The sequence below is a fragment of the Streptomyces sp. NBC_00683 genome (assembly GCF_036226745.1).
Taxonomy (GTDB): domain Bacteria; phylum Actinomycetota; class Actinomycetes; order Streptomycetales; family Streptomycetaceae; genus Streptomyces.
Genome location: NZ_CP109013.1, coordinates 2,271,782 through 2,294,609, shown reverse-complemented (window position 1 = coordinate 2,294,609; position 22,828 = coordinate 2,271,782). Strand labels below are relative to the sequence as shown.

Genomic DNA, 22,828 nt, shown 5'->3' with positions numbered 1-22,828 from the left:
TCTCGTCATGCGGTCGGCACCTTGCAACGGCCCGTCCGCAGTTCCCTGCCGCAGCCCGAGGAGTGTTTCCGGTGACGCATACCCAGGACAGCGCCAAAAAGGTAGGAGGCGAGCAGGAGGAGTGCGCGGAGCGGCTCGCCCTCCTCGAGCGCCGACTGGAAGCGGCGCACGGCACCCGCGACCGGGTTCAGGAGCTCATGGAAGTGGTGATGTCCGTCGGCCGTGAGCTGGACCTGGAGCAAGTCCTGCGGCACGTGGTGAAGGCGGCGACAACGCTGGTGCACGCGCGATACGGCGCGCTCGGCGTCATAGGGCCCGATCACCGGAAGCTCGTCCAGTTCCTGACCGTCGGCATAGACGACGCGGACGCCGCCTCGATCGGCCCGTCGCCTTCCGGCCACGGCATCCTGGGCGAGCTGGTAGCGCACCCCGAACCCCTGCGTCTGCCGAAACTCTCGGAGCACCGGTCCTCGTACGGATTTCCCGTCGGCCACCCGCCGATGAACAGCTTTCTGGGAGTGCCGATCCGGATACGCGGCCAGGTGTTCGGCAATCTGTACCTCACCGAGAAGCTGGGCGGCGCCCACTTCGACGCCGAGGACGAGTCGATCCTGACCACCCTCGCCGTGGCGGCGGGGGTGGCCATCGACAACGCCCGCCTGTACGAGAGGTCCCAGCAGCGGGAGCTGTGGCTCCAGGCGACGGCCGAGGTCACGCACAGCTTGCTGTCCGGCAGTCCGCGCGGCACGGTCCTCGCCCTGATCGCCGACCGGGCGCGCGAGATCGCCGGTGCCGACCTGGTCGTCGTGGCGTTGCCCACGGCGGACCGGGACTCCTTCGTCGTGGAGCTGGCCAGCGGGCTGGAGGCCGACATCCATCAAGGCCGGCGTCCGGCGATGACCAGCAGACTGATCAGCGCGGCGTTCACCCGCGCCATTCCGGTCACCAGCGAGGACATGGACGATCCGCGGCCCACCGTGGACGCGGCCGGGTCGACCGGGCTCGGTCCGGCCGTAGCGGTTCCCATCGGCACCGGCTCCGGCGTGCGCGGAGTCCTGCTGCTCGTCCGAGCCTCGGGACGTGTTCCGTTCGCCGACGAGGAGACCCGCCCCGTTCTGGGCTTCGCGGGCACGGCCGCGGTGGCCATGGAGCTGGCCGAACGCCGAAGTGACGCCGAGCAGATCGTGCTTCTGGAGGAACGTGACCGCATCGCTCGTGACCTGCACGATCTGGCGATTCAGCGGCTGTTCGCCACGGGCATGACGCTGCAGAGCGCGGGCCGCTTCATCGAGCATCCCGAGGCGTCGGAACGTGTGGAGCGCGCGGTCGACGACCTGGACGAAACCATCAAGATCATCCGTTCGACGATCTTCGGCCTCCGGTCGCACGTGGCCGAAGAGGGGGAGAATCTGCGGGCCCGTACGGTGCGCGCCGTCGCCGGGGCGGCAGCGGGCCTGGGCTTCTCCCCGAGTCTGCGCAAGGAGGGCCTCCTCGACACCCAGGTTTCCCGGTTCGTCGCCGACCACGTCCTGGCCGTCCTGGGCGAGAGCCTGGCCAACGTGGCCCGCCACGCACGCGCGACCCGGGTGGACGTTGTTCTCCGGACCGATGGCCGTGAGGTGGTCCTGTCCGTCGCCGACAACGGGATCGGCATCAGCGACGGGGGTCGCCGCAGCGGTCTGCGGAACCTGTCCGACCGTGCCGAACGCTGCGGCGGCACGATGGAGTTGTCCTCGCCGGACGGCGGCGGAACACTCCTGGTGTGGCGTGTTCCCATGGTCGGACGTGAAGGGCGGGGCACGTTTCCCTGACGCCGGCGCCTGCCGCTCCGCCCGTAGCGGGCCGACTTGCCCTGGGACGAGTCGGCCGGCTGTGAGTGGAAGGGCCGGACGCATCTGCGGTGCCCATCCGCGAAGCCCCGCTCCGCTGTGCGCCCGGATCGGGGGCGGTCACTGCAGTTCGGGCCGAGCGAGTGTGGCCGAGAGGTAGGTGTGACGTGCGGCGATCCGGCGGCCGGTGATCCGGGTGGGAGAGACCGTGATCCACAGGCCGCGTTCGCCGCCCGCCCACGGCAAGGAGTGCGGCCTCGCGTCCAGCAGGCACACCTGGACGGGGTCGGTCACCACACGTGCCATGCCCACCACCAGGACGCTCCACCCCAGGCTGAGCGCGTCGTCCACACGGTCCACCTCGAAAGCGACCAGGTTTCCCGCGGCGGACGCGGGTGGGGCGCCCGGTGCTGTTCGGAAAGCGACGGTGTCCTCCAGGAGGATGTAGTTGACCGGCAGGATGACGGGTCCGTCGGGTGTGGACACTCCCACCCGCCCGATACCGTGCGTGCCCAGCAGCCGACGGCACTCCCCGACACCCAGTTCGGTGAACTGCGGAAGGAAGGGCGCCCTTCCACTGCCCGGAGGGAGATCCGCCGTGCCACCCGCCAGTTCGGCCACCGTCGTCTCCAGAGCGTTGGCGAGGCTGGTCAGGAACCCGATGCCTGGTGACGTGACCTGCTGCTCCTCCACGTACCTGATGTATCCGGGCGCCGAGCCGCAACGCGTGGCCACCTCCTGGCGGGACAGTCCGAGTTGCTCCCGACGCGTCGAGACACGTCGCCCCATGTCTCCCTGTCCGGAACGGGACACGGCGTCGGGACCGAGCGCTGGGTGCGACATGGGACAGCCTGCCTGTCGTCGGCCGGATGAGCTGGTCCGGCATGGGAGGGCGGCGTGACCGCCCCGCGCGGCGTTCGGGCGTGATCAGGCGTGGGGCACCACGGCCACCGCGGTCACGGAGTGGTGCAGTACCGCATGAGCGACGGAGCCGATGTGCGGGCCGACGCCTGCTCGGCGTTTCCTGCGCCCCACGACAAGGAGACCGGCATCGAGCGACGCCTCCACGAGGTCGTGAGCGGGGTGTCCGAGCCGGCAATGCTCGGTGACGGCGACGGTGGGGAACTTCTCCCGCCAGGGCGTCAGAGCCTCCGTCAGGACCTCGCTCGTCACCGTGGCCAGATCGGTCTGGACCGACAGCATCGCGCCCGTCGGGTCGCCGAGGTACACGGGGGGCCGCTGCCAACTGTGCAGCGCCCGCAGTGCGACCCCGTGCTGTTCGGCGTAGGCGAAGGCGAATTCCAGTACGGCGTCGCAGGCTTGGGAGGTGTCCAGGCCCACCACCACGTCGCCGGAGGGCGGGCCTTCCCGCGAGGAAGAGGAGTCCTCCGCCCGCACGAGGACGACCGGTGCGGTGCTGCGGGCGATGACCGACAACGAGACGGAGCCGAGGAGGAAGCCCGCCAGCCGGCCCAGCCCCCGTGAGCCGAGCACCAGCAGTTCCTGGTCCTTACCGGCCGCGCAGAGGATTTCGGCGGGCGTGCCGGGTACGTCGTCGGTTGTCACTTCGAGGCCCGGATGACGTGCCCGAAGGGCCTCGAGCGCCGCCTGCGGTCCGCCGTCGGGCCAGAGAGACCTCTCGGTATGGCCGAACGACGCGCGTATGCCGGGTGATGCGTCCCGGACGTGGAGCAGCCGAAGCGGCAGCCGTCGCCGCGATGCCTCACCGGCGGCCCATTCCACGGCCGCGAGACTTTCGCGCGAACCATCGATACCTGTGGTCACCGTACGGGGCATTCAAGCCTCCAGAGTTGGTCGTCAGTGGGATGTCTCCACTGTCACGGGCCGTGGGATCTCGCAGCAGGGGCCATTGGTCCCTGGTCGCCCCCCGACCGGCCCCGAACCTTGCCCGTCCGAGGCCGGCTTCGATGCGTTCAGGCACTCCACGAAGTGCTGCTCCCTGACGGCGCCGGTGACGTGAGGGCCGGCGCCCGTTCAGAGGAGCCAGCGGTTTCGGCGTACGAGGGGCAGCCGTGCCCATGCGCCGCCCAGGCCCCAGGTGCTGCCGGCAAGTACCACGGCGAGCAGGACGAGGACGGCGGCGTACAGCACGTGGTAGTCGACGAGCGGATTCGTCGACATGCTGGGCGAGCCGTCGGACAGGTGCCGGGCCGGAGGCCATTCCGCCACCCACATCAGCATCATCATGGCTGTGCCGGCGAGTGCCGCGAGCCGTAGAGCGACGCCGCTCGCCAGTGCGACGCCGACGCCCAGGAGTCCCAGCATGAAGGCCCAGTCCGCCCAGGCGTCGCCGGCCCAGGCATGGAAGGTGCTCTCCATCGGGCCGGCCGAGACGCCGCTCAGGAAACCCATCGTCGGGGAGCCGCCGTCCACCCATCCTTTGCCTGCTCCGGTGGCGTAGCTCCAGCCGAAGGCCTTGTCGAAGAACGCCCACAGGAAGGTGAACGCGGTGAGGATGCGGAGCACGGCGGCGGTACGTGCGAAGGCGACGCCGGTCGCGTCGTCGCGCGCGACCGTTCCGTCAGCGGCCGCACGCTCCGCCGTTGCCCTGCGGAAGGCGGAGAAGCGGATGCCTGTGAGTCGTCGGGAGTGCGGTTGCAGCGCCATGGTCACTCTCACCCTTGCTCGTGCCACGCGAGATGCGTGTGCCCGCCCAGAGTGACTGCCGGGCAGGGAGCACGGACCGGTCCGGTCGGCCCTCGGGAACGCGCCGAAGGTCCCTACCGGGCAGGCCGGTCGGGGGAGCTCCCCGCGATGTCTGCCGAGGGGCGGTCCCGTGGGGGAGACCGTGCCGGCGGCAGCGAGGCAAGAGAGGACACCCGGCACCCACATGGGGCCGAACGGCCCTCTCCTGCCGCCTGCCGAGGCGACGACGATGGAGAGCAGCCCGAGGCCGCCACCGACGGTCACCACGGCCGGAGCAGCGTTTCGGCGGATCGGCGGATCGGCGCCCGTCGCTGTCCGGCGGCCTCGGACATCGGCGGGCCGGACGATCAGGCCCGGCTCGGCATCAGCCAAGGAGCGAGACATGCCCACCCTTGTCCAGGGAGACGACCACTACCTCGACGACGCCGCACTCGTGCCACTGGACGCGCACTGGAGGGCTGCGAACTACCTGGCCGTCGGCCAGATCTATCTGATGTCCAACCCGCTCCTCGAACAGCCGTTGCGGCCCGAGCACATCAAGCCTCGGCTGCTGGGCCACTGGGGAACCTCGCCCGGCCTCAACCTGGTGCACACCCACCTCAACCGCGTGGCGCGGGAGCGCGGACAGGACACCGTCTGCGTCTGGGGGCCCGGGCACGGCGGGCCGGCCGTACTGGCGAACTCCTGGCTGGAGGGCACCTACTCCGAGACCTATCCGGATGTCAGCCGGGACGCCGAGGGTATGGGCCGGCTCTTCCGCCAGTTCTCCTTCCCCGGCGGTGTGCCCAGCCATGTGGCGCCGGAGACGCCGGGTTCGATCCACGAGGGAGGGGAACTCGGATACGCCCTCTCCCACGCCTACGGTGCGGCCCTGGACAATCCGGATCTCCTCGTCGGGTGCGTGATCGGTGACGGTGAGGCCGAGACCGGGCCGCTGGCGGCCTCGTGGCACTCCAACAAGTTCCTCGACCCCGTCCACGACGGCGCCGTCCTGCCGATCCTGCATCTCAACGGCTACAAGATCGCCAACCCGGCCGTGCTCGCGCGCCTGCCCAGGGAAGAGCTCGACGCCTTCCTGCGGGGCGTGGGGCACGAGCCCCTGCACGTCGAGGGCGACGATCCGCTGCGGGTGCACAGCGCGATGGCGCATGCGATGGACATCGCGCACGACCGGATCAGGACCGCGCAGCGTCGGGCCCGCGAGGAGGGCGTGACCGAACGCGTACGTTGGCCGATGATCGTTCTGCGGACGCCCAAGGGATGGACCGGACCGGTCGAGGTCGACGGACTGCCGGTCGAGGGGACGTGGCGCGCCCACCAGGTCCCGCTGACGGACGTGCGCGAGAACCCGGACCGTTTGCGTCAATTGGAACAGTGGCTGCGCTCCTACCGGCCCGAGGAGCTCTTCGACGGAGCCGGGCGGCCGAGTCAGGCCGTACTGGAGTGCGTACCGGCCGGGACACGGCGGCTGGGCGCGAGCCCGCACACCAACGGAGGGCTGCTCGTCCGGGACCTGCCGATCCCGCCGCTGGAGCGGTACGCCGTCGCCGTCGACAAGCCCGGCAGTTCCGTGCACGAACCCACCCGGATCCTGGGCGACTTGCTCGAAGGGGTGATGGAGAACACCGCGCAGCGACGTGACTTCCGGCTCGTGGGACCGGACGAGACCGCTTCCAACCGGCTCCAGGCCGTGTACGGGGCGACCGGCAAGGCATGGCAGGCACGGACCCTGGACACCGACGAGTACCTGGACCCGCACGGCCGGGTGATGGAGATCCTCTCGGAACACACCTGCCAGGGATGGCTGGAGGGCTACCTCCTCACCGGGAGGCACGGTCTCTTCTCCTGCTACGAGGCGTTCGTCCACATCGTCGACTCCATGGTCAACCAGCACATCAAATGGCTGCGTGTTTCCCGGCGACTGCCCTGGCGGCGTCCCATCGCCTCGCTCAACTACCTGCTCACCTCGCACGTGTGGCGGCAGGACAGCAACGGCTTCTCCCACCAGGACCCCGGTTTCATCGACCACGTCCTCAACAAGTCGCCGGAGGTCGTACGGGTGTACCTGCCGCCGGACGCCAACACGCTGCTGTCCGTGGCGGATCACGTCCTGCGTTCCCGCGACTACGTCAACGTCGTCGTCGCAGGCAAGCAGCCCTGCTTCGACTGGCTGACGCTCGACGAGGCCCGGGCGCACTGTGCCCGTGGGGCGGGAGTCTGGGGCTGGGCAGGGACCGAGAACCACGACAGGGAACCCGATGTCGTTCTCGGGTGCGCGGGGGACGTCCCCACCCTGGAAGTCATGGCCGCCGCACACCTTCTACGGCGTCACCTGCCCGACCTCGCCGTCCGGGTCGTCAATGTGGTCGACCTGGCCCGGCTGTTCCCGCGGGAGAAGCACCCGCACGGTATGTCGGACGCCGACTTCGACGCTCTGTTCACACCCGACAAACCCATCGTCTTCGCCTACCACGGCTACCCGTGGCTCATCCATCGACTCGCCTACCGGCGCACCGGACACGCGAACCTGCACGTGCGCGGATACAAGGAGGAGGGGACGACAACCACGCCGTTCGACATGGTGGTGCGCAACGACCTGGACCGCTACCGGCTGGTCATGGACGTCATCGACCGCGTCCCCGGCCTCGCCGTCCGCGCCGCCACGGTCCGCCAGGAGATGGCGGACGTACGACTGCGCCACCACGCCTGGATCCGCGAACACGGTACCGATCTCCCCGAGGTCAGCAACTGGGCCTGGACCGACTGACCCCGGGCGGGGGAGGCGTCGTGGGCGGAACGGTGCACGCCCGGTTCTCGCGACTCAGCGGGGCCGCCTCGGCGAACCCCGCGTCACGTCCGCAACCCGTGACCGCACCTTCACGTCACGGAACCCGTGACGCCGGAACCAGAGCAACCGGAGCCACCATGACCGTTTCGTCCGATCTTCATCCCGGCCCGACCCGTGAAGAGGGCCTGAGCCGGGAACAGGCTGCCCTGCTGCTGACCGAGTGCGGTCCCAACACGCTCGCCCCGCCCCCCGCGATCTCGCTGTGGTCCCGGGTCTTCGCACAACTCCGCGACCCGCTGATCGTCGTGCTGCTGGCGGCCGTGGCACTGACCGTCGCCACCGCGGACTACGCCGACGCGATCATCATCGGCGTGGTCGTCCTGTTCAACACCACTGTCGGGGTGGTGCAGGAGGTCCGGGCCGACAACGCGGTCGCGGCACTCTCGGCCATGACCGCCCCGACCGCGCGCGTCATGCGCGACGGCACGGAGCAGGAACTCGCCTCCGCCGGCGTCGTACCGGGCGACGTCCTGATGCTGGGGGAGGGAGACATCGTGCCGGCCGACGCCACCCTCCTGCAGGCCGCCGCACTCCTGGTCGACGAGTCGACCCTGACCGGGGAATCCGTGCCGGCCGACAAGGACGCCCACGGCACGGATCCGGAAGCGGCCCGGCTGCGGGCCGGGACCGTGGTGGTGCGCGGCCGGGCCGTGGCCACGGTCACCGCGACCGGACCGCACAGCGACCTGGGCATGATCGCCGCCTCGTTGCACCCCAGGCAGCAGCTGACTCCCTTGCAGAAGCGTCTGGCCGGGCTCGGCAAGGTGCTGGCCCTCGTCACCGTGGGGCTGTGTCTCCTGGTCCTGGTCCTCGGGCTGCTGCGTGGTCAGTCGCTGGAGCTCATGGCCGTCACCGCGATCAGTCTTGTCGTCGCGGCCGTGCCGGAGTCCATGCCGGCCGTGGTCACGCTCGGCCTGGCTCTGGGCGCGCGGCGGATGGCCGCCCGCAACGCGGTGGTGCGCCGCCTCTCGGCTGTCGAGACTCTGGGGTCGGTCACCGTCCTGGCCACCGACAAGACCGGCACCCTCACCGAGGGACGCATGCTCCTCGAACGCGTCTGGACCCCCCAGGGCGCCGTCACCGTCTCCGGGACCGGGTACGAACCCGTGGGCGAGTTCCTGGACGCCGGGCTTCCTCCCGCTCCCGCACTCGCCGAAGCCGTACGCGAGGTCCTCGTGGCGGGGGCGTTGTGCAACGACGCCTCGCTGGTCCCGCCCACCGAGGCTGCCACGCCGTGGGCCGCCCTCGGCGATCCGACGGAGGCCGCCCTGCTGACCGGCGCCGCGAAGGCCGGTTGTGCCCGGGAGGGCCTGGTCCTCACCCGGCCCCGCGTCGCGGAAGTTCCCTTCGACAGTCTCCGCAAACGCATGACGACTCTCCACAGCACACCGCGAGGAACGATCGAGATCTGCCTCAAGGGCGCACCGGAAGCGGTGCTGGACCCGTCGCTGCTCGACGAGGAGCCCGCACTGCTGGAACGGGCGCGCGAGGCGGCAGCCGCCCTGTCCGCCGATGGCTACCGCGTCCTGGCCCTAGCCGCAGGGTCCTGCACCGATCTGCCCGTCCCCGCGGAGAAGGGCGAGAGCGGCCTCAAGCTGCTGGGCCTGGCGGCCATCAGCGACCCGCCCAAGGCAGCGGCCGAAGCGACCGTGCACGCCTGCCGACGCGCGGGGATCACGTCCGTCCTGATCACTGGAGACCACCCGGCGACCGCCCGCGCGATCGCGACGCGCGTCGGCATCCTGCAGGGCGACGAAGCCGAGCGGCCGGGCCTGGTGGTCACCGGCCAGGAAGTGGCAGCAGGCCAGGTCCCCGACCTCACCCGGGTCAGGGTCTTCGCCCGGACCACGCCGCAGCAGAAGCTGGACATCGTCGAGGCGTGGCAGGCACGCGGTGAGGTCACGGCGATGACCGGCGACGGTGTCAACGACGGCCCCGCACTCCGGCAGGCCGACATCGGCGTCGCCATGGGCCGCCGGGGCACCGAAGTCGCCCGGCAGGCCGCCGACCTGGTTCTCGCCGACGACGAACTGACCTCGGTCACCGCGGCCGTCGAAGAAGGGCGACGGGTCTACACCAACATCCGCCGCTTCCTCCTCTACGCACTGGCCGGCGGCGCGGCAGAGATCCTCATCATGCTCCTGGGCCCCCTGCTCGGCCTCGCGCTGCCCCTGCGCGCCGGACAGATCCTCTGGATCAACCTCCTCACCCACGGCCTGACCGGGGTGGCCATGGGAGCCGAACCGGCCTCCCCCGACGCGATGGACCGCCCGCCCCGCCGACCGCAGCAGCACGTCCTCGGCGACGGCCTGTGGCAGCGTGTCCTGCGACTGTCGATCCTCGTCACGACCGTGTGCCTCGGCGCCAGCATGTGGGTCCGGCACACCGCCGGCCCGTGGCAGACCGTGCTGTTCCTGTCGTTGCTGGCGGCACAGCTCGGAATCGCCCTGGGACTGCGCGAACGGGTGCTCACCCGCCGGAATCTCTCCCTCCCCGCAGCCGTCCTGACCGCGGCCGCTCTGGGCGCTGCGGCCGTGTACCTCCCCTTCCTCGCGCATCTCCTGGGCACCTCCGCCCCGTCCTGGCCGGACGTCGGTATCGCCGCGGCGGCCGGACTCACCGCCTTCATCGCGGCCCGCACGGAAAGTCGCCTGGCGAAGAGCGCCGGCGGCTCCTCCGCGGCGGCTGTCACGCCCCTCCAGGGCCTCGGCCCGGCCGGGAGTAAGGAGTGGAAGTGAGCCGACGAAACGAAACCCCGCACGGCCACGTGGTGGTCGGGACGGACGGGTCCCGAGCGGCGACCCACGCACTCGACCGAGCGGCAGGGGAGGCACACCGCCGTCAGGTGCCCCTGGAGATCGTCCACGCCTGGCCCTGGGGCGGCGCCTACGAGCCCCTGGACGATGATGCGCCGGACATTCTGGCGAGAGCCGCCCAGTACGTCGCGAACCAGGACCCGGGACTCCAGGTCACCACGGCCGCCGTAGCGGACGACGCGGCGGAGGTGCTGGTGAGGCGGAGTCGGACGGCGGCGCTGACTGTGGTGGGCACCCGGGGGAACGGCGGGTTCAAGGGCCTCCTGCTGGGTTCCGTGAGCCTGCGGGTGGCCGCGCACTGCCGAGGCCCGCTGCTCGTCGTCCGGGACGAACCTGCCGCGCGGACCATTCCTTCTCCCCACACCGTCGTTGTGGGCGTGCGGAGTGAGGAGGACGAACCGGCCGCGGTCTTCGCTGTCGCGGAAGCCGTCCGGCGCAGTGCCCGGGTCTCCGTCGTGCACGCGTGGGCCTACGGCCAGAACGACCGCACGCACCATGATCGCGAGGCCCGCGCGCGGCAGGAGGACACGACGGCCGAACTGGTCGTGGCAAGGCTCCACGAGGAGCACCCCTTCGTGCGGCTGGAAAGCCGATCGATGCGCGTCGCACCTGCCCGGGCCCTGATCGACGCCGGTACGACGGGTGCGGTCGTCGTCATCGCCGTACATCGCCGGAAGTCCGGGCTGGGACTGCAACTCGGTCCGGTGACCCACGCACTTCTGCACCACGCGAGCTGCGACGTCGCCCTCGTCCCGGTCTCCGGGCCGGACGCTGCACCGCCGGGGGCACTGGACCGGCGAGGTGGGAGAGACCGTCGGCCATGAGGCCCGTCCGACGGTCCGAGCGCCTCACACATGAGGGCGGTCGGTTCCGCGTCGTGGGTCGCTTCCCGGCCGGCGCCGGGGGGTGCGCACCACGGCGCCTTGCTTTCACCGGGCGAGAAGGGCGCTTACGGTCTTGCCGCCGACCGTCCGGTGGGTCACCGAGGTGGCGCGGGCGAGGCGCTCGACCATGGGCCAGCCGAAGCCTCCGGTGCCGCCGCGCAGGTCGGGGGCGCGCATGCGCGGGACCTGCGGGCTGCGGTCACGCACGGACACCTCGATGCTGTCCGGGTGCGCGGTCAGATTCAGGGTGCAGGTACCGCCGCCGTGGCGCAGGGCGTTGGTGACGAGTTCCGAGACGACCAGCACGACCGTGTCGGCAGCCTCGGCCGCGATCGCCGGCCGTGCAAGGCGTTCGAGGAATGCGCGGGCGCTGTCGCGTGCGCCGGCGATGGATGCCGCGGAGCGCACGGTTGCCACGGTGACGCTCATCGTGTCCATCAGGCCTTCCCGGTCTCCGCATCGTCAGTGCACGGTCCTGTCTGTCCAGTGCTTGTGCCCGGCCTGCGGCGCGTTAGTCCCGGGAACCTTCCGGTTGCGGTGTCGAGGCCGGCGTAACAGCGCTGATCGGAGCGGGGTGTCCCGGCCGGAGCCGGGCAGCGGCATGCCCTCGATGGCCGAGGTCGACTATCTCTCTGTCCAGTGCATGGAAATCTATGATGGCGGGAGTAGACATTGGGCGGCGCCGTGGCTATGGTTTCTCTCGTAGCCGAGATCGAGCAAGGCCCGGCAGACATGAACTGCCAGGCAGTACAGGTAGTAGCAGTGCGCAGGACGGTGCGGTGGTGGAGTTTCGAAGCCAGGGCTGTTGCAGGACGGCGACGGGACTGACGACCGGACCGGGTGGCCCGCAGTGATCAGGGGCAGCCGCGGAGTAATACGCAGTGCGCAGTACACAGCAGTGAAGCAAGTGAGCAGCACCTCGGTGAAGGCGTCGGCTGCGGGCGCGCGCGCCGGGAGGTTCGGCAGTGGGGTTCCAAGCCAGAGCGGATGCAGGACGGGCGACGGGGCTGGCTGTCGAAGAGCGGCTGTGGTTCGAGGCCGCCAGTGGTTCGCAGTATCAGCAGTACGCAGGTCTCGTTCGGTAAGCAGTTCATCCAGAGGGAAGAACGGAGGAGCCCAGCGCCATCAGGATCGCCCGGGCGGACGTCATTGGGCCCGGGTACCGCAGGACATCGATAGTGAGGTGGTCTCCGGTCAAGCAACCGCGATCCCCGCGTCCCCGACAGCGTTCAGGTCGGGTCTGCGGAAACACAGGGCCGGCGCAGTATCAGGGCCGGTAGATGGTGTAGAAGTTCCTTCGGGGCCCTGGTGCCAGTACGGCACCAGGGCCCCTCAACGCGTTCCGCAGAGAGGTGCAAATGACAGTAAATGACTCGTTCGGCCGTCTTGATGACGACGACTACCCCGCCTACACCATGGGCCGGGCCGCTGAGATGCTCGGCACCACCCAGGGATTCCTCCGCGCCATCGGAGAGGCCCGCCTGATCACCCCGCTCCGCTCCGCGGGCGGCCACCGCCGCTACTCCCGCTACCAGCTGCGCATCGCAGCCCGAGCCCGGGAACTCGTCGACCAGGGCACCCCCATCGAGGCCGCCTGCCGCATCGTCATCCTCGAAGACCAGCTCGAAGAAGCCCAGCGCATCAACGCCGAATACCGCCGGGCCGCCGGGCCGTCCGCTCCGCCCGCGTCCTGAGGCAGCGTGCTTGGGTTCCGGCGGCCCTCCGCACGTGTCGGTGCGACGTTGCGGAGGTTCTGTCCTCTGCGTCAGCTGTCATGGTGCGGAAGGCCCCGCCCACGTCCTGGGCGTGTGTGTTTCGCCTCGCAAAACGTTGTGCTCCGGGTGGATTAATACTTGCGTCCGCGAGGTGAGGGTTTAACGTGCCGTGCCGGGAGCGTTTTTACCGCAACAAGCAGAATGTAATTGTGTAACGTACACCGGATGCTATGGCGTGCTACTGTCGATCGCAGTTGCAGTCATGGTTCCCGAACTTCAAGCGCCTCCAACGGTACGTCAACCGTTGGAAGCGTTTTTGTATTTCCGGTCATTCCGGGAGGGGCGTCATAGCGGCGACCCGGCATCCGTGTACTGCGGGTTCCGGCTTACTGCCTCCGAAGGAGATATGACATGGCGTCCGGCACTGTGAAGTGGTTCAACGCGGCAAAGGGTTTCGGATTCATCGAACAGGATGGTGGCGGCGCCGACGTGTTCGCCCACTTCTCGAACATCGCCGCCGAGGGCTTCCGTGAATTGCTCGAAGGCCAGCAGGTCACCTTCGACATCGTGCCGAGCCAGAAGGGTCCGACGGCCGAGAACATCGTTCCCGTCTGACGCCGAAGCGCACCTTGCGGCCCTGGCCCGCACCCCGGAGGGTGCGGGCCGCCGCTGCAAATACGTCTCGTGGTGGACTCACGTGTGGGAATGTCATCGCCCGCAGGCATTATCGAGGAGTACTGCCCCCGAAACTGCGCCTGCTGGAGTCCTGTGATTTCGCGTCCGCGGGACGCTGCTGATTTCCATCGCCTGCATTCGCATCCGGATTCACCGCGGGCCAGATTTTCTTTCGCATTCCATTCGGCTCGTCATTCTCCCTGCACTGCCCTGCGAGGCGGGAATTATTTGGTGCGCGCCCTATCAAGGAAGGTTCTGAATGAACCCTGAACCTACGGACGACCACTCTTCCCGCAGTCGGACCAACGGCGCCGCGGCCGGCTCGAACGACGTTTCGGTCCTGGGCAGCCGCGAATCGCCGGACCCGAGTGATGGGAAGGCGGTGGGCACGGATATCCGTCGCAGGAACAACATCACCGTCACCGGCCGTGTCGACGGGCCGGTGCTCCTGCTGGCGCACGGGTTCGGCTGTGATCAGAACATGTGGCGCCTGGTGGTTCCCCTGCTGGCAGGGGACTACCGGTTGGTGCTCTTCGACTACGTGGGCTCCGGCCGCTCGGACCCCTCGGCCTGGAGTGAGGAGCGCTACAGCTCACTGGAGGGCTACGCCTCGGATGTGCTGGATGTCTGCGAGGAGCTGGACCTGCGGGACGTGATCTTCGTGGGGCACTCGGTCAGCGCCATGGTCGGGGTTCTCGCAGCGGCCAGGGCCCCCCAGCGGTTCTCCCGCCTGGTGATGGTGGCTCCGTCGCCCCGCTACATCGACGAAAACGGGTACCGGGGCGGATTCAGCGCGGACGATATCGGTGAGCTGCTGGAGTCGCTGGAGTCGAACTATCTGGGATGGTCCGCGGCGATGGCTCCAGTGATCATGGGCAGCCCGGACCGGCCCGAACTCGGCCAGGAGCTGAGCACCTCGTTCTGCGCGACCGACCCGGACATGGCTCGGGTCTTCGCCCGCACGACGTTCCTGTCCGACAGCCGCGCAGACCTCAAGACGGTCGCGGTGCCGACGCTGGTGCTGGAATGCAAGCAGGACGTGATCGCCCCCCGCGAGGTCGGTGCCTACATCAACGACGCGATCCCGGGTAGTCGCCTGGTCACGCTCGAGGCGACTGGGCACTGCCCGCAACTGAGCGCACCCCAGGCCACCGCGGTGGCGATCACGGACTTCATAGGGGCGGCCCGCTGATGCACCGCAGCGATCAGTATCCGGACAGGGAGCAAGGCAGCGAAGCGATGGACGTGGCCTTTGCTTCCCTGCTGGAGGACAGCGCGGAGGAGCTGTACGAGCAGGCTCCCTGCGGCTACCTGTCGACGCTGATGGACGGCACCATCGCGAAGATCAACACCACCCTTCTGGAGTGGCTGGGTCTGTCGCGGCAGCAGGTGGTGGGCCGGATGCGGTTCGCCGATCTGCTCACCGTGGGCGGCAAGCTCTACCACGAGACGCACTTCGCCCCGCTGTTGCAATTGAACGGCGAGGTGAGCGGCATCGCCCTGGACATCAAGGCCTCCGACGGGCAGCGGATGCCGGTGCTCGTCACCTCGAAGGTGAAGACCGGCGACGACGGCGGACCGATGCTCGTCCGCACCACGGTCTTCGACGCCCGCGACCGCCGTGCCTACGAGACCGAGCTGCTGCGCGGACGTCAGGCGGCTGAAGAAGCGCGCCGTCAGGCCGAGGCCGACCGCGAGCGACTCCAGGAAGCCCTCGCCGTCCTGCAGCAGAGCCTGCTGCCTGCCGAGCTGCCCGAGGTTCCGGGCCTGGAAGCCGGTTCGTACTATCACACCGCCTCTCCGGAACTGCTCGGCGGAGACTTCTACGATCTGTTTCCCCTCGACGCCGACCGGTGGGCGTTCTTCCTCGGCGATGTGTGCGGCAAAGGCCCTCAGGCTGCCGCGATCACCTCGCTGACCCGCTACACGCTTCGGGCGGCCGCCCTGCACGACCCGGACCCCGTCACCGTTCTGACCACCCTGAACACCGTCCTGCACGAGCGGTACACCAGCGGCGACACCCGCTACTGCACCGCGATATTCGGCGTCCTGCACCCGGGCAGCGACCACGTCAGTGTGCACCTGGCCTCCGGCGGCCACCCCTCCGCACTGATCCAGCGCGCCGACGGCACCGCGGATTACCTGCACACCCCCGGTGGCATGCTCATCGGCGTCCTGCCCCAGGCGCAGTTCACAGCCGCCCGGACCCGGCTGCTGCCCGGCGACACCCTGCTGCTCTACACCGACGGCCTGACCGAAGCCCGCACCGGGCCCGATCGCGAGCTCTACGGCGATGACGCCCTGCGCGCTTTCGCCGCCGAACAGTCCGCCAGGGGGCCCCAAACCCTCATCACCGCTCTGACCGGTCTCCTCGCCGGCTTCGGCGACGGACTCGACGACGACACGGCTCTGCTCGCCCTCGGCGTGCCCGCCCCGCTTCCCACCCCGCGAGTGAAGACCTGAGATGAGCCCGCTGAAGATCACTGTCCGAGACGCAGCCACCGGTCCCGTTCTGGAGATCGCCGGTGACCTCGACCATACGACGGCACCCCAACTCCGCCAGGCCGTGGACCGCCTCACCCTGGCCGCCGGCCACCTGCTGGTCCTGGACCTGACCGGCCTCCAATTCGTCGACTCCAGTGGCATCACCGCTTTGCTGGCGGCACGCAACCTGGTGATGGAACAGGGCGGCGACATCGCCCTGGCCGCTGTCCCGGCCAACACCGCGCGGATCCTGCGCATCGTCGGCCTGGACCGGGTCTTCACCTTCGTCGACGGCCGGGACGGTCTCCGGTCCGGTGAGCATCCGGCGCAGTGACATCCTCCGGCTCTGACGGAGCGTCACTGACCCCTGGCCGGCTCGCGGCACCTGACGACGGGCGGCGCGGTGCCGTGGAGGTTCCCGGCACCACTGGCGGCGCCGGGAACATTCAACCCGTTGTGCGAGGGTTCACTTGAGGCGTTCGAGGCAGAGGGTGAAGTCCCGGCCCGCGCCGCCCTGGGTGTAGCGCTGGTACTGGCTGTCGCAGGTTCCGTCCGTGCCGGAGGTGCGGCCGGCGACCTTGAACTGGGCTTCGGAGCTGCCGCAGTCCACGATCTCGAACTCGGGATCGCCGACGGATATCACCGCGGTGGCCGACGCGTTGCCGGCGTGCAGGCAGTCACCCGCGTCGGCGGTCGCCGCGCCCCCGAACCAGGTCGTGTAGCCGCCGTACACGACGACACCGGCCACGACGACGGTGACGACTCCCCTGAGGACGCGTTTGACGCTCGAACCGCGGGCGGGGACCGGCGCGGCGGGTTGTCTGTACGGGTTCTGGCCGGGCGGCGGCGGAGTGGTCATCGGGGCTCCCCTGAGGTGTCGTGGGCAATGTCGATCGGCGGCAGAAAATACCACCGCCTACCGATGCCGTGACCTGCCGGCGACCACCGGACCGCTGATCCGGTTCCGTGCAGGCGGTGCTCAACACGGCCGAAGGGCAAGAAGGCGTTCCAGGCAACCCCGTTGGCGTGGAACGCTGCCGAAGCGTGCGGGCGTCAGCCGTCGCCAGGTTCGTCGGACGAGGGCGGGCGCGGGGTGCCCTCAGTAGTCCCCGGCGGGCGCGTATCCACGCGCCCGCCGAGGCGATCCCGCACGGCGCGTTCGACCGGTCCGGCGCGGTCGCCGGGCAACCGGCCGACGGCCAGGCCTCAGCGGCCCACCGCGGTTTCCCGCTTGATGCGTGACAGCTTCTCGGGGTTGCGGACCGCGTAGAGGCTGATGATCCGGCCGTCCTCGATGCGTACCGCCAGGACGCTGTCGATCTCGTCGCCGAGGCAGAGAAGCAAGGCCGGGTGGCCGTTGACCTGCGTCGGTCGCAGCTCCCTGCGACTGTCTTCCGGCCCGAGGCCGATCCGGCCCAGAACCCTGGCCACCTCGTCGGCGCCCACGACAGGTTCCAGCGCGGCGGGCACGATTCCGCCGCCGTCGGTCAGCAGGACGACATCGGGCGCGATCATGTCGAGCAGGCGCCGCAGATCGCCCGTTTCGAGCGCCTGCTGGAACGCGGTGAGCGCGTCGCGGGTCTCGGCCGGGGACACGACGGCGCGGGGCCGGCGCGCCGCGACGTGGGCCCGTGCGCGGTGGGCGATCTGCCGGACCGCGACGGGTGTCTTGTCGATGGCCTGCGCGATCTCGTCGTACCCGAGATCGAAGACGTCGCGCAGCACGAAGACGGCCCGCTCGGTCGGCGCGAGCGTCTCCAGCACGAGCAGCATCGCCATGGAGACGCTGTCGGCCAGCTCGATGTCGTCGGCGACATCGGGAGCTGTCAGCAGGGGTTCGGGCAGCCAGGGGCCGACGTAGGACTCCTTGCGCCGGCGCAGCACGCGCAGCCGGGTCAGTGCCTGGCGCGTGGTGATGCGGACCAGGAAGGCGCGAGGGTCCCGGACCGTGTCGTGGTCGATGCCCGCCCAGCGCAGCCAGGTCTCCTGAAGGACGTCCTCGGCGTCGGCCGCGGAACCGAGCATCTCGTAGGCAACGGTGAACAGCAGGTTGCGATGGGCGACGAAGGCCTCGGTGCCTGAGTCCGTACCCCCGGCGCGAGGACTGTGCCCGCTCACGCCGGTCGCCGGCACGGTGCGCTCGTCCATCGTCGGCTCCCGCCTGTCGCGTCGTGTCCCTCTCACGCACAAGTCGCCGTTCCTCACGTCCTTGTGACACAGGAGCGTGGTGGCCTGCGTCACATCGCTGTGCTGTCACAGCACCGGGCCGGCCGGCGACTCATGGGCATCAGGACGCCGCGCGGCTGGTCCGGGCGGCACACGATTCCACGAGCGAGGACGTTGTGATGGAACCCCGTATGAACCTGTTCGAGAACGAGACCGGTGCCAGGATCGGCAAGCGGATCTTCGCCGTGAGCCAGGTGATCCACGAGTCGCCGCTGCCCAGGTCCACCCAGGAGCTGGTGCAACTGCGCGCCAGCCAGATCAACGGCTGCGGTTTCTGCGTCGACATCCACAGCAAGGACGCCGCAGCCGCAGGTGAGACCGCGGCCCGGCTGAACCTGGTCGCCACCTGGCGTCACTCCACCGTGTTCACCGAGGCCGAGCGGGCCGCGCTGGCCCTCACGGAGGAGGGCACCCGCATCATCGACGGCTACGAAGGCGTTTCCGACGAGACCTGGGCCCGGGTCCGCAAGCACTACGACGAGGACCGGACCGTCGCGCTGGTCGCGTTGATCGCCATGATCAATGCGACCAATCGGCTCGGCGTCATGCTCAACAATCAGGGCGGCGCCTACGAGCCCGGCGATCTCGCCGCCGTCGCCGGCTGATCACCGCCGCTGCCGCAGGGCCGGCCCGCGATCGTTCGATGCGGGTCGGCCCTGCTGCAGGGGCAGGCGCACGCGCCGCAGCCAGGACTCGACGTCGGCGCCGGCCTTGCGGACCTCCTCGCCGCGCACGGCGAGTCCTTCGCCGATGGTCGCCCCGGGGCAGGAGTCCGCGTAGTCGCGCTCCGTCGTGCCGAGACCGCTCATGGCGTACGTCGTGACAGGGAGAACGGTCTTCCCGCTGAAGTCGAACGCGTCGGTGAACGTCGACATGATCATGGGGGCGCGAACGTTCCAGATGGGACTCGCCAGCAGCACCGTGCCGTACTCGTCGATCGAGTCCGGGAGTTCGGCGATCGCGGGGCGGGCGTCGCCCTCCTGCTCGCGGACGTTGCGCGCGACGGTCTCCTCGTAGTCGACGGGGTAGGGGGCGACGGCCTTGATGCGGTGCACGTCGCACGCGATGCGCTCGCTGATCATTCGGGCGAGGACCTCGGTGTTGCCCGTCCTGAGGTTGGTGCGCCCGCCGTAGTAGTAGTTCTCGCCCGGCCGCGAGAAGTAGGCCAGCAGCACCCGCTGTCCCGGCGTGACGGACGGGGCAGGCCGCCCGGTGGTCCTCGTGGCCGCCGGTGCGCTCCCGCCGCCCGGTGATGAGGAACAGCCGCTGATCTGGGCTCCGGTCATGACGGTCACTCCTGCCAGAAGTGCGCCGCGAAGCAGCGCACGGCGTCCTGTCCCGGCTGACGGGCCTGTTCGTATGTCGGTGATCTTCTGCTTCTGGGACATGGGAACCCCTGGGGCCGTGGGACGAGCCGCCGACGGTGGCGGAGCGGGGGCGGATGGCCGGGGCCGCCGTCTCGGACGGAGGCCCCGGCCGCCTTTGGCGGTTTGCGGTCAGTCGGTCAGTCGCCGCTTGCCGAGCGATCCGGCGACCGCCGGGTCCCGGTGGTCGAAGAACAGGGAACTGCCGGTGTCCAGGCCGGCGACGGCGGCCATCTGGTCGTCGGTGAGCTCGAAGTCGAAGACGTCGAAGTTCTCGGCCATGCGGTCCGCGCGAACGGACTTGGGGATGGTGACGATGTCGCGCTGGATCAGCCAGCGGAGCACGACCTGGGCGACGGACTTGTCGTGCGCCTTGCCGATGTCGCTGAGGACCGGGTTCGTGAAGAGGTCGTTCCTGCCTTCGGCGAATCCGCCCCAGGACTGGATCTGCACGCCGTGCTCGCGCATGACGTCCTGGTCGGCGGTGCGCTGGAAGAACGGGTGGGTCTCGATCTGGTTGACCGCGGGCGTCACGTCGTTGTTGCTGAGGAGGTCGACGAGGCGGTCGGGGTAGAAGTTGGCGACGCCGATCGCCTTCGCACGGCCCGCGTGGTGCAGCTTCTCCATGGCCCGCCACTGCCCGTACACGTCGCCGAAGGGCTGGTGCATCAGGTACAGGTCGAGGTGGTCGAGGCCGAGCTTGCGCAGCGACGTCTCGAAGGCGCGCTCTGCGTTGTCCTGCGCGGGCGCGTCCTGGATCCACAGCTTGGTGGTGACGAACAGGTCCTCGCGCGGGATGCCGCTGCTCTTGATCGCGCGGCCGACGGCTTCCTCGTTGCCGTACGCGGCGGCGGTGTCCAGCAGCCGGTAGCCGGCGGCGAGGGCGTCGGTGACGGTCCGCTCGGTGTCCTCCGGCGGGATCTGGAAGACGCCGAAGCCGAGGATCGGCATCTCTGCGCCGGTGTTCAGGGTGACGGTCTGCACGGGGGTCTCCTACGTGTGGTGCGGTGTGTGAGGCCTGTCGGCCCCGGGAGTTGTGACGGGTCAGAAGGCGATGAGGGCCTTGAGGACGCGGCGGTCGGCCATGTCCTGGTAAGCGGCGGGTACTTGGTCCAGCGATACGGTCCGGTCGAAGACGCGGCCCGGCTGGATGCTGCCGTCGAGCACGTCAGGCATCAGGTGCTCGATGTAGGCACGGGCCGGGGAGACGCCGCCGGTGAGGGTGATGTTCCGCATGATCATGGCGGCCCCGACGGGGCCTTCCTCGTACTGCGGCATGCCCAGACGGCTGATCGTGCCGCCGTCGGTGACGGCGGCCAAGGCGGTGTCCAGGCCCTGCCGGGCGCCGACGGCCTCGATGACCCTGCCGACGCCGTTCCCCGCGGTCAGGTCGCGCACACGGGCGACGCCTTCCTCGCCGCGCTCGGCGACGACGTCGGTCGCCCCGAAGTCACGGCCCAGGTCGGTGCGGTCGGTGTGCCGGCCCATGAGGATGATCCGCTCCGCGCCCAGGCGCCTGGCGGCGATCACCGCGCACAGGCCGACCGCGCCGTCCCCGATCACGAGGACGGAGTCGCCGTCGGACACGCCTGCGGTGACGGCGCCGTGGTGTCCCGTGCCCATGACGTCGGACAGGGCGAGCAGGGAGTGCAGCAGCGGTGAGTCCTCGCCGACCGGGAGTTTGACGAGGGTGCCGTCGGCGTACGGGACGCGGACGGCCTGGCCCTGGCCCCCGTCGACGCCGTCGATGCCGTACCGGCCACCGTGCCGGCACGAGGAGTGCAGCCCCCTGGCGCAGTAGTCGCATGTGTTGTCGCAGTAGGTGAACGGGGTGACGACCAGGTCACCGGCCTTGATCCCGGTGACGTCGGAACCCGTCTCCTCGACGACGCCGAGGAACTCGTGGCCCATCGGGCGGCCGGTGTCCGTCGCGGGCATGGACTTGTAGGGCCACAGATCGCTGCCGCACACGCACGACAGGACGGTGCGCACCACGGCATCGGTGGGCTGATGAATCTTCGGGTCAGGCCGGTCCTCGATCCGGACGTCGCCGGCTCCGTACATCACTGCTGCGCGCATGGGGTGGTGCTCCTGGTGGAAGGGGGTTCGGCCGTCATGGAAGAAGTCGGGCGCGTACGGCGCAGGTCAGCGCTCGAGCATCTGCCGCTGAGCCTCGGTGTGGGTGTCACCTGCGGCGGGCGGCAGGCTGCTGAGCTTGTCGAGCTGTTCGGCGGTCAGCTCGACGCCGTCCGCGGCGGTGTTCTCCTCGACCCGGGTCACGCGCTTGGTGCCGGGGATCGGGGCGATGTCGTCGCCCTGGGCGAGCAGCCAGGCCAGGGCCACCTGCGCCGGTGTGGCGCCGACCTCGGCCGCGATGGCCTTGACCTCGTCGGCCAGGCGCAGGTTGTGCTGGAAGTTCTCGCCGGTGAAGCGCGGGTTGTCGCGACGGAAGTCGGTGGCGTCGAACTGGTCGGCGGAGCGGATCGTGCCGGTGAGGAACCCGCGGCCGAGCGGGGAGAACGGCACCAGGCCGATGTTCAGCTCGCGCAGGACCGGAAGCACGCGGTCCTCCACGCCCCGGGTCCACAGGGAGTACTCCGACTGGACGGCCGTGACCGGTTGGACGGCGTGGGCGCGGCGGATGGTGTCGGGTCCGGCCTCGGACAGGCCGAACGCGCGGACCTTTCCCTCGGCGATCAGCTCGCCCACCGCGCCGGCCGTCTCCTCGACAGGAGTGTTCGGGTCGACCCGGTGCTGGTAGTAGAGGTCGATGTGATCCGTGCCGAGACGCCGCAGTGAGCCTTCGACAGCGGTGCGAATGTTGGCCGGGCTGCTGTCCAGGTTCCACGCACCGTCACCGGCATGGGAGACGAGACCGAACTTCGTCGCCAGAACGACCTTGTCGCGACGGCCCTTCAACGCCCGGCCCAGAAGCTCCTCGTTGGTGTACGGGCCGTAGATCTCCGCAGTGTCGATGAGGCTGACGCCGAGCTCCAGCGCGCGATGCACGGTGCGAACGGACTCCGCCTCGTCCGTCCCGGACCCGGTGTAGCCGTGCGACATCCCCATCGCACCCAGACCGATCCGCGACACCTCCAGATCACGCAGCTTGATATTTTTCATGACGATTTCTCCCTTTTGCTTGTTTCCTCGTTCAGTCTGCTCCGTGGCAGCGCGGCTTCTCCGCTCACACGCGGGCGCCGGGACGCAGCGGAAGGGCGCGGCCGAACTGGCGGAAGGTGTGAGCGGGCACGTCATCCACAGTGCCGCTCCGGGCGCCGGACAGGCAGGCCGGGTCTTGCCGGGGAGCGGCCAGCGGG

Annotated in this window: 20 protein-coding genes; 10 read left to right on the top strand and 10 right to left on the bottom strand. The window is 69.8% G+C overall.

The annotated features are described in order from the left end of the window. Window positions 1–71: 71 nt before the first annotated feature. Complete coding sequence (locus OG257_RS10025; protein WP_329206614.1) at window positions 72–1,811, top strand: sensor histidine kinase; 1,740 nt, start codon at window positions 72–74, stop codon at window positions 1,809–1,811. Between the two features lie 138 nt (window positions 1,812–1,949). Here OG257_RS10025 and OG257_RS10020 read toward each other — a convergent pair whose 3' ends face one another. The 3 genes from OG257_RS10020 to OG257_RS10010 form a co-directional block, all read right to left on the bottom strand. Next, window positions 1,950–2,618, bottom strand: a complete 669-nt coding sequence (locus OG257_RS10020) for a helix-turn-helix domain-containing protein (RefSeq protein WP_329206613.1) — start codon at window positions 2,616–2,618, stop codon at window positions 1,950–1,952. Window positions 2,619–2,756: 138 nt separating this feature from the next. Further along, window positions 2,757–3,626, bottom strand: coding sequence for a universal stress protein (locus OG257_RS10015; protein ID WP_329206611.1), 870 nt, complete (start codon window positions 3,624–3,626; stop codon window positions 2,757–2,759). Between the two features lie 198 nt (window positions 3,627–3,824). Next, window positions 3,825–4,457: a hypothetical protein gene (locus tag OG257_RS10010; protein WP_329206610.1), complete on the bottom strand. Its 633-nt coding sequence runs from the start codon at window positions 4,455–4,457 to the stop codon at window positions 3,825–3,827. 421 nt (window positions 4,458–4,878) lie between these two features. On the opposite strand from OG257_RS10010, the gene OG257_RS10005 reads away from it, so the two are divergent. The 3 genes from OG257_RS10005 to OG257_RS09995 all read left to right on the top strand — a co-directional run bounded on the left by OG257_RS10005 (window position 4,879) and on the right by OG257_RS09995 (window position 10,984). Beyond that, entirely contained in the window at window positions 4,879–7,263 is a 2,385-nt protein-coding gene (locus OG257_RS10005) for a phosphoketolase family protein (RefSeq protein ID WP_329206608.1), read from the top strand. Window positions 7,264–7,421: 158 nt separating this feature from the next. Further along, complete coding sequence (locus tag OG257_RS10000) at window positions 7,422–10,082, top strand: cation-translocating P-type ATPase (protein WP_329206606.1); 2,661 nt, start codon at window positions 7,422–7,424, stop codon at window positions 10,080–10,082. Beyond that, entirely contained in the window at window positions 10,079–10,984 is a 906-nt protein-coding gene (locus OG257_RS09995) for a universal stress protein (protein ID WP_329206605.1), read from the top strand. The genes OG257_RS10000 and OG257_RS09995 overlap by 4 nt, the downstream gene beginning before the upstream one ends. Before the next feature lie 105 nt (window positions 10,985–11,089). On the opposite strand, the gene OG257_RS09990 is transcribed toward OG257_RS09995, so the two are convergent. Beyond that, window positions 11,090–11,482: an ATP-binding protein gene (locus OG257_RS09990; RefSeq protein WP_329206603.1), complete on the bottom strand. Its 393-nt coding sequence runs from the start codon at window positions 11,480–11,482 to the stop codon at window positions 11,090–11,092. 920 nt (window positions 11,483–12,402) lie between these two features. Between OG257_RS09990 and OG257_RS09985 the strand changes: the two genes are divergently transcribed. The 5 genes from OG257_RS09985 (at window position 12,403) to OG257_RS09965 (ending at window position 16,252) form a co-directional block, all read left to right on the top strand. Continuing rightward, window positions 12,403–12,738: a MerR family transcriptional regulator gene (locus OG257_RS09985; protein ID WP_329206601.1), complete on the top strand. Its 336-nt coding sequence runs from the start codon at window positions 12,403–12,405 to the stop codon at window positions 12,736–12,738. Between the two features lie 432 nt (window positions 12,739–13,170). Next, window positions 13,171–13,374, top strand: coding sequence for a cold-shock protein (locus tag OG257_RS09980; protein WP_329206599.1), 204 nt, complete (start codon window positions 13,171–13,173; stop codon window positions 13,372–13,374). 319 nt (window positions 13,375–13,693) lie between these two features. Further along, window positions 13,694–14,626 (top strand): alpha/beta fold hydrolase, encoded by a 933-nt coding sequence (locus OG257_RS09975; protein ID WP_329206597.1) that lies wholly within the window; start codon window positions 13,694–13,696, stop codon window positions 14,624–14,626. Beyond that, complete coding sequence (locus OG257_RS09970; protein WP_329206596.1) at window positions 14,626–15,897, top strand: PP2C family protein-serine/threonine phosphatase; 1,272 nt, start codon at window positions 14,626–14,628, stop codon at window positions 15,895–15,897. The genes OG257_RS09975 and OG257_RS09970 overlap by 1 nt, the downstream gene beginning before the upstream one ends. Before the next feature lies 1 nt (window position 15,898). Then, on the top strand, window positions 15,899–16,252 hold the full coding sequence (locus OG257_RS09965; protein WP_329206594.1) for an STAS domain-containing protein: 354 nt from the start codon (window positions 15,899–15,901) through the stop codon (window positions 16,250–16,252). Between the two features lie 132 nt (window positions 16,253–16,384). Here OG257_RS09965 and OG257_RS09960 read toward each other — a convergent pair whose 3' ends face one another. Both OG257_RS09960 and OG257_RS09955 read right to left on the bottom strand, forming a co-directional pair. Beyond that, window positions 16,385–16,777: an LppU/SCO3897 family protein gene (locus tag OG257_RS09960; protein WP_329206593.1), complete on the bottom strand. Its 393-nt coding sequence runs from the start codon at window positions 16,775–16,777 to the stop codon at window positions 16,385–16,387. A 347-nt stretch (window positions 16,778–17,124) separates the two neighbouring features. Beyond that, on the bottom strand, window positions 17,125–18,066 hold the full coding sequence (locus OG257_RS09955) for an RNA polymerase sigma-70 factor (RefSeq protein WP_329206591.1): 942 nt from the start codon (window positions 18,064–18,066) through the stop codon (window positions 17,125–17,127). A 197-nt stretch (window positions 18,067–18,263) separates the two neighbouring features. Between OG257_RS09955 and OG257_RS09950 the strand changes: the two genes are divergently transcribed. Then, the gene (locus OG257_RS09950; RefSeq protein WP_329206589.1) at window positions 18,264–18,749 is read left to right on the top strand and encodes a carboxymuconolactone decarboxylase family protein; all 486 of its coding nucleotides are present in this window, start codon (window positions 18,264–18,266) and stop codon (window positions 18,747–18,749) included. Here OG257_RS09950 and OG257_RS09945 read toward each other — a convergent pair whose 3' ends face one another. The 4 genes from OG257_RS09945 to OG257_RS09930 all read right to left on the bottom strand — a co-directional run bounded on the left by OG257_RS09945 (window position 18,750) and on the right by OG257_RS09930 (window position 22,631). Next, entirely contained in the window at window positions 18,750–19,430 is a 681-nt protein-coding gene (locus tag OG257_RS09945; protein ID WP_329206587.1) for a flavodoxin, read from the bottom strand. 210 nt (window positions 19,431–19,640) lie between these two features. Continuing rightward, window positions 19,641–20,492, bottom strand: coding sequence for an aldo/keto reductase (locus OG257_RS09940; RefSeq protein ID WP_329206585.1), 852 nt, complete (start codon window positions 20,490–20,492; stop codon window positions 19,641–19,643). Between the two features lie 60 nt (window positions 20,493–20,552). Further along, a complete protein-coding gene (locus OG257_RS09935) occupies window positions 20,553–21,587 on the bottom strand; it encodes a zinc-binding dehydrogenase (protein WP_329206583.1) in 1,035 nt (344 codons plus the stop codon). A gap of 66 nt (window positions 21,588–21,653) precedes the next feature. Continuing rightward, on the bottom strand, window positions 21,654–22,631 hold the full coding sequence (locus OG257_RS09930) for an aldo/keto reductase (protein ID WP_329206581.1): 978 nt from the start codon (window positions 22,629–22,631) through the stop codon (window positions 21,654–21,656). Between the last annotated feature and the right edge of the window lie 197 nt (window positions 22,632–22,828).

What these genes read in the sequence shown, in the direction of transcription:
- OG257_RS09950 (WP_329206589.1), top strand. Translation starts at nt 18,264, where the DNA reads ATGGAACCCCGTATGAACCTGTTCGAGAACGAGACCGGTGCCAGGATC.
- OG257_RS10000 (WP_329206606.1), top strand. Translation starts at nt 7,422, where the DNA reads ATGACCGTTTCGTCCGATCTTCATCCCGGCCCGACCCGTGAAGAGGGC.
- OG257_RS09945 (WP_329206587.1), bottom strand. Translation starts at nt 19,430, where the DNA reads ATGACCGGAGCCCAGATCAGCGGCTGTTCCTCATCACCGGGCGGCGGG.
- OG257_RS09930 (WP_329206581.1), bottom strand. Translation starts at nt 22,631, where the DNA reads ATGAAAAATATCAAGCTGCGTGATCTGGAGGTGTCGCGGATCGGTCTG.
- OG257_RS09970 (WP_329206596.1), top strand. Translation starts at nt 14,626, where the DNA reads ATGCACCGCAGCGATCAGTATCCGGACAGGGAGCAAGGCAGCGAAGCG.
- OG257_RS09965 (WP_329206594.1), top strand. Translation starts at nt 15,899, where the DNA reads ATGAGCCCGCTGAAGATCACTGTCCGAGACGCAGCCACCGGTCCCGTT.
- OG257_RS09975 (WP_329206597.1), top strand. Translation starts at nt 13,694, where the DNA reads ATGAACCCTGAACCTACGGACGACCACTCTTCCCGCAGTCGGACCAAC.
- OG257_RS10020 (WP_329206613.1), bottom strand. Translation starts at nt 2,618, where the DNA reads ATGGGGCGACGTGTCTCGACGCGTCGGGAGCAACTCGGACTGTCCCGC.
- OG257_RS09990 (WP_329206603.1), bottom strand. Translation starts at nt 11,482, where the DNA reads ATGGACACGATGAGCGTCACCGTGGCAACCGTGCGCTCCGCGGCATCC.
- OG257_RS09980 (WP_329206599.1), top strand. Translation starts at nt 13,171, where the DNA reads ATGGCGTCCGGCACTGTGAAGTGGTTCAACGCGGCAAAGGGTTTCGGA.
- OG257_RS10010 (WP_329206610.1), bottom strand. Translation starts at nt 4,457, where the DNA reads ATGGCGCTGCAACCGCACTCCCGACGACTCACAGGCATCCGCTTCTCC.
- OG257_RS09985 (WP_329206601.1), top strand. Translation starts at nt 12,403, where the DNA reads ATGACAGTAAATGACTCGTTCGGCCGTCTTGATGACGACGACTACCCC.
- OG257_RS09960 (WP_329206593.1), bottom strand. Translation starts at nt 16,777, where the DNA reads ATGACCACTCCGCCGCCGCCCGGCCAGAACCCGTACAGACAACCCGCC.
- OG257_RS10015 (WP_329206611.1), bottom strand. Translation starts at nt 3,626, where the DNA reads ATGCCCCGTACGGTGACCACAGGTATCGATGGTTCGCGCGAAAGTCTC.
- OG257_RS09935 (WP_329206583.1), bottom strand. Translation starts at nt 21,587, where the DNA reads ATGCGCGCAGCAGTGATGTACGGAGCCGGCGACGTCCGGATCGAGGAC.
- OG257_RS09955 (WP_329206591.1), bottom strand. Translation starts at nt 18,066, where the DNA reads ATGGACGAGCGCACCGTGCCGGCGACCGGCGTGAGCGGGCACAGTCCT.
- OG257_RS10005 (WP_329206608.1), top strand. Translation starts at nt 4,879, where the DNA reads ATGCCCACCCTTGTCCAGGGAGACGACCACTACCTCGACGACGCCGCA.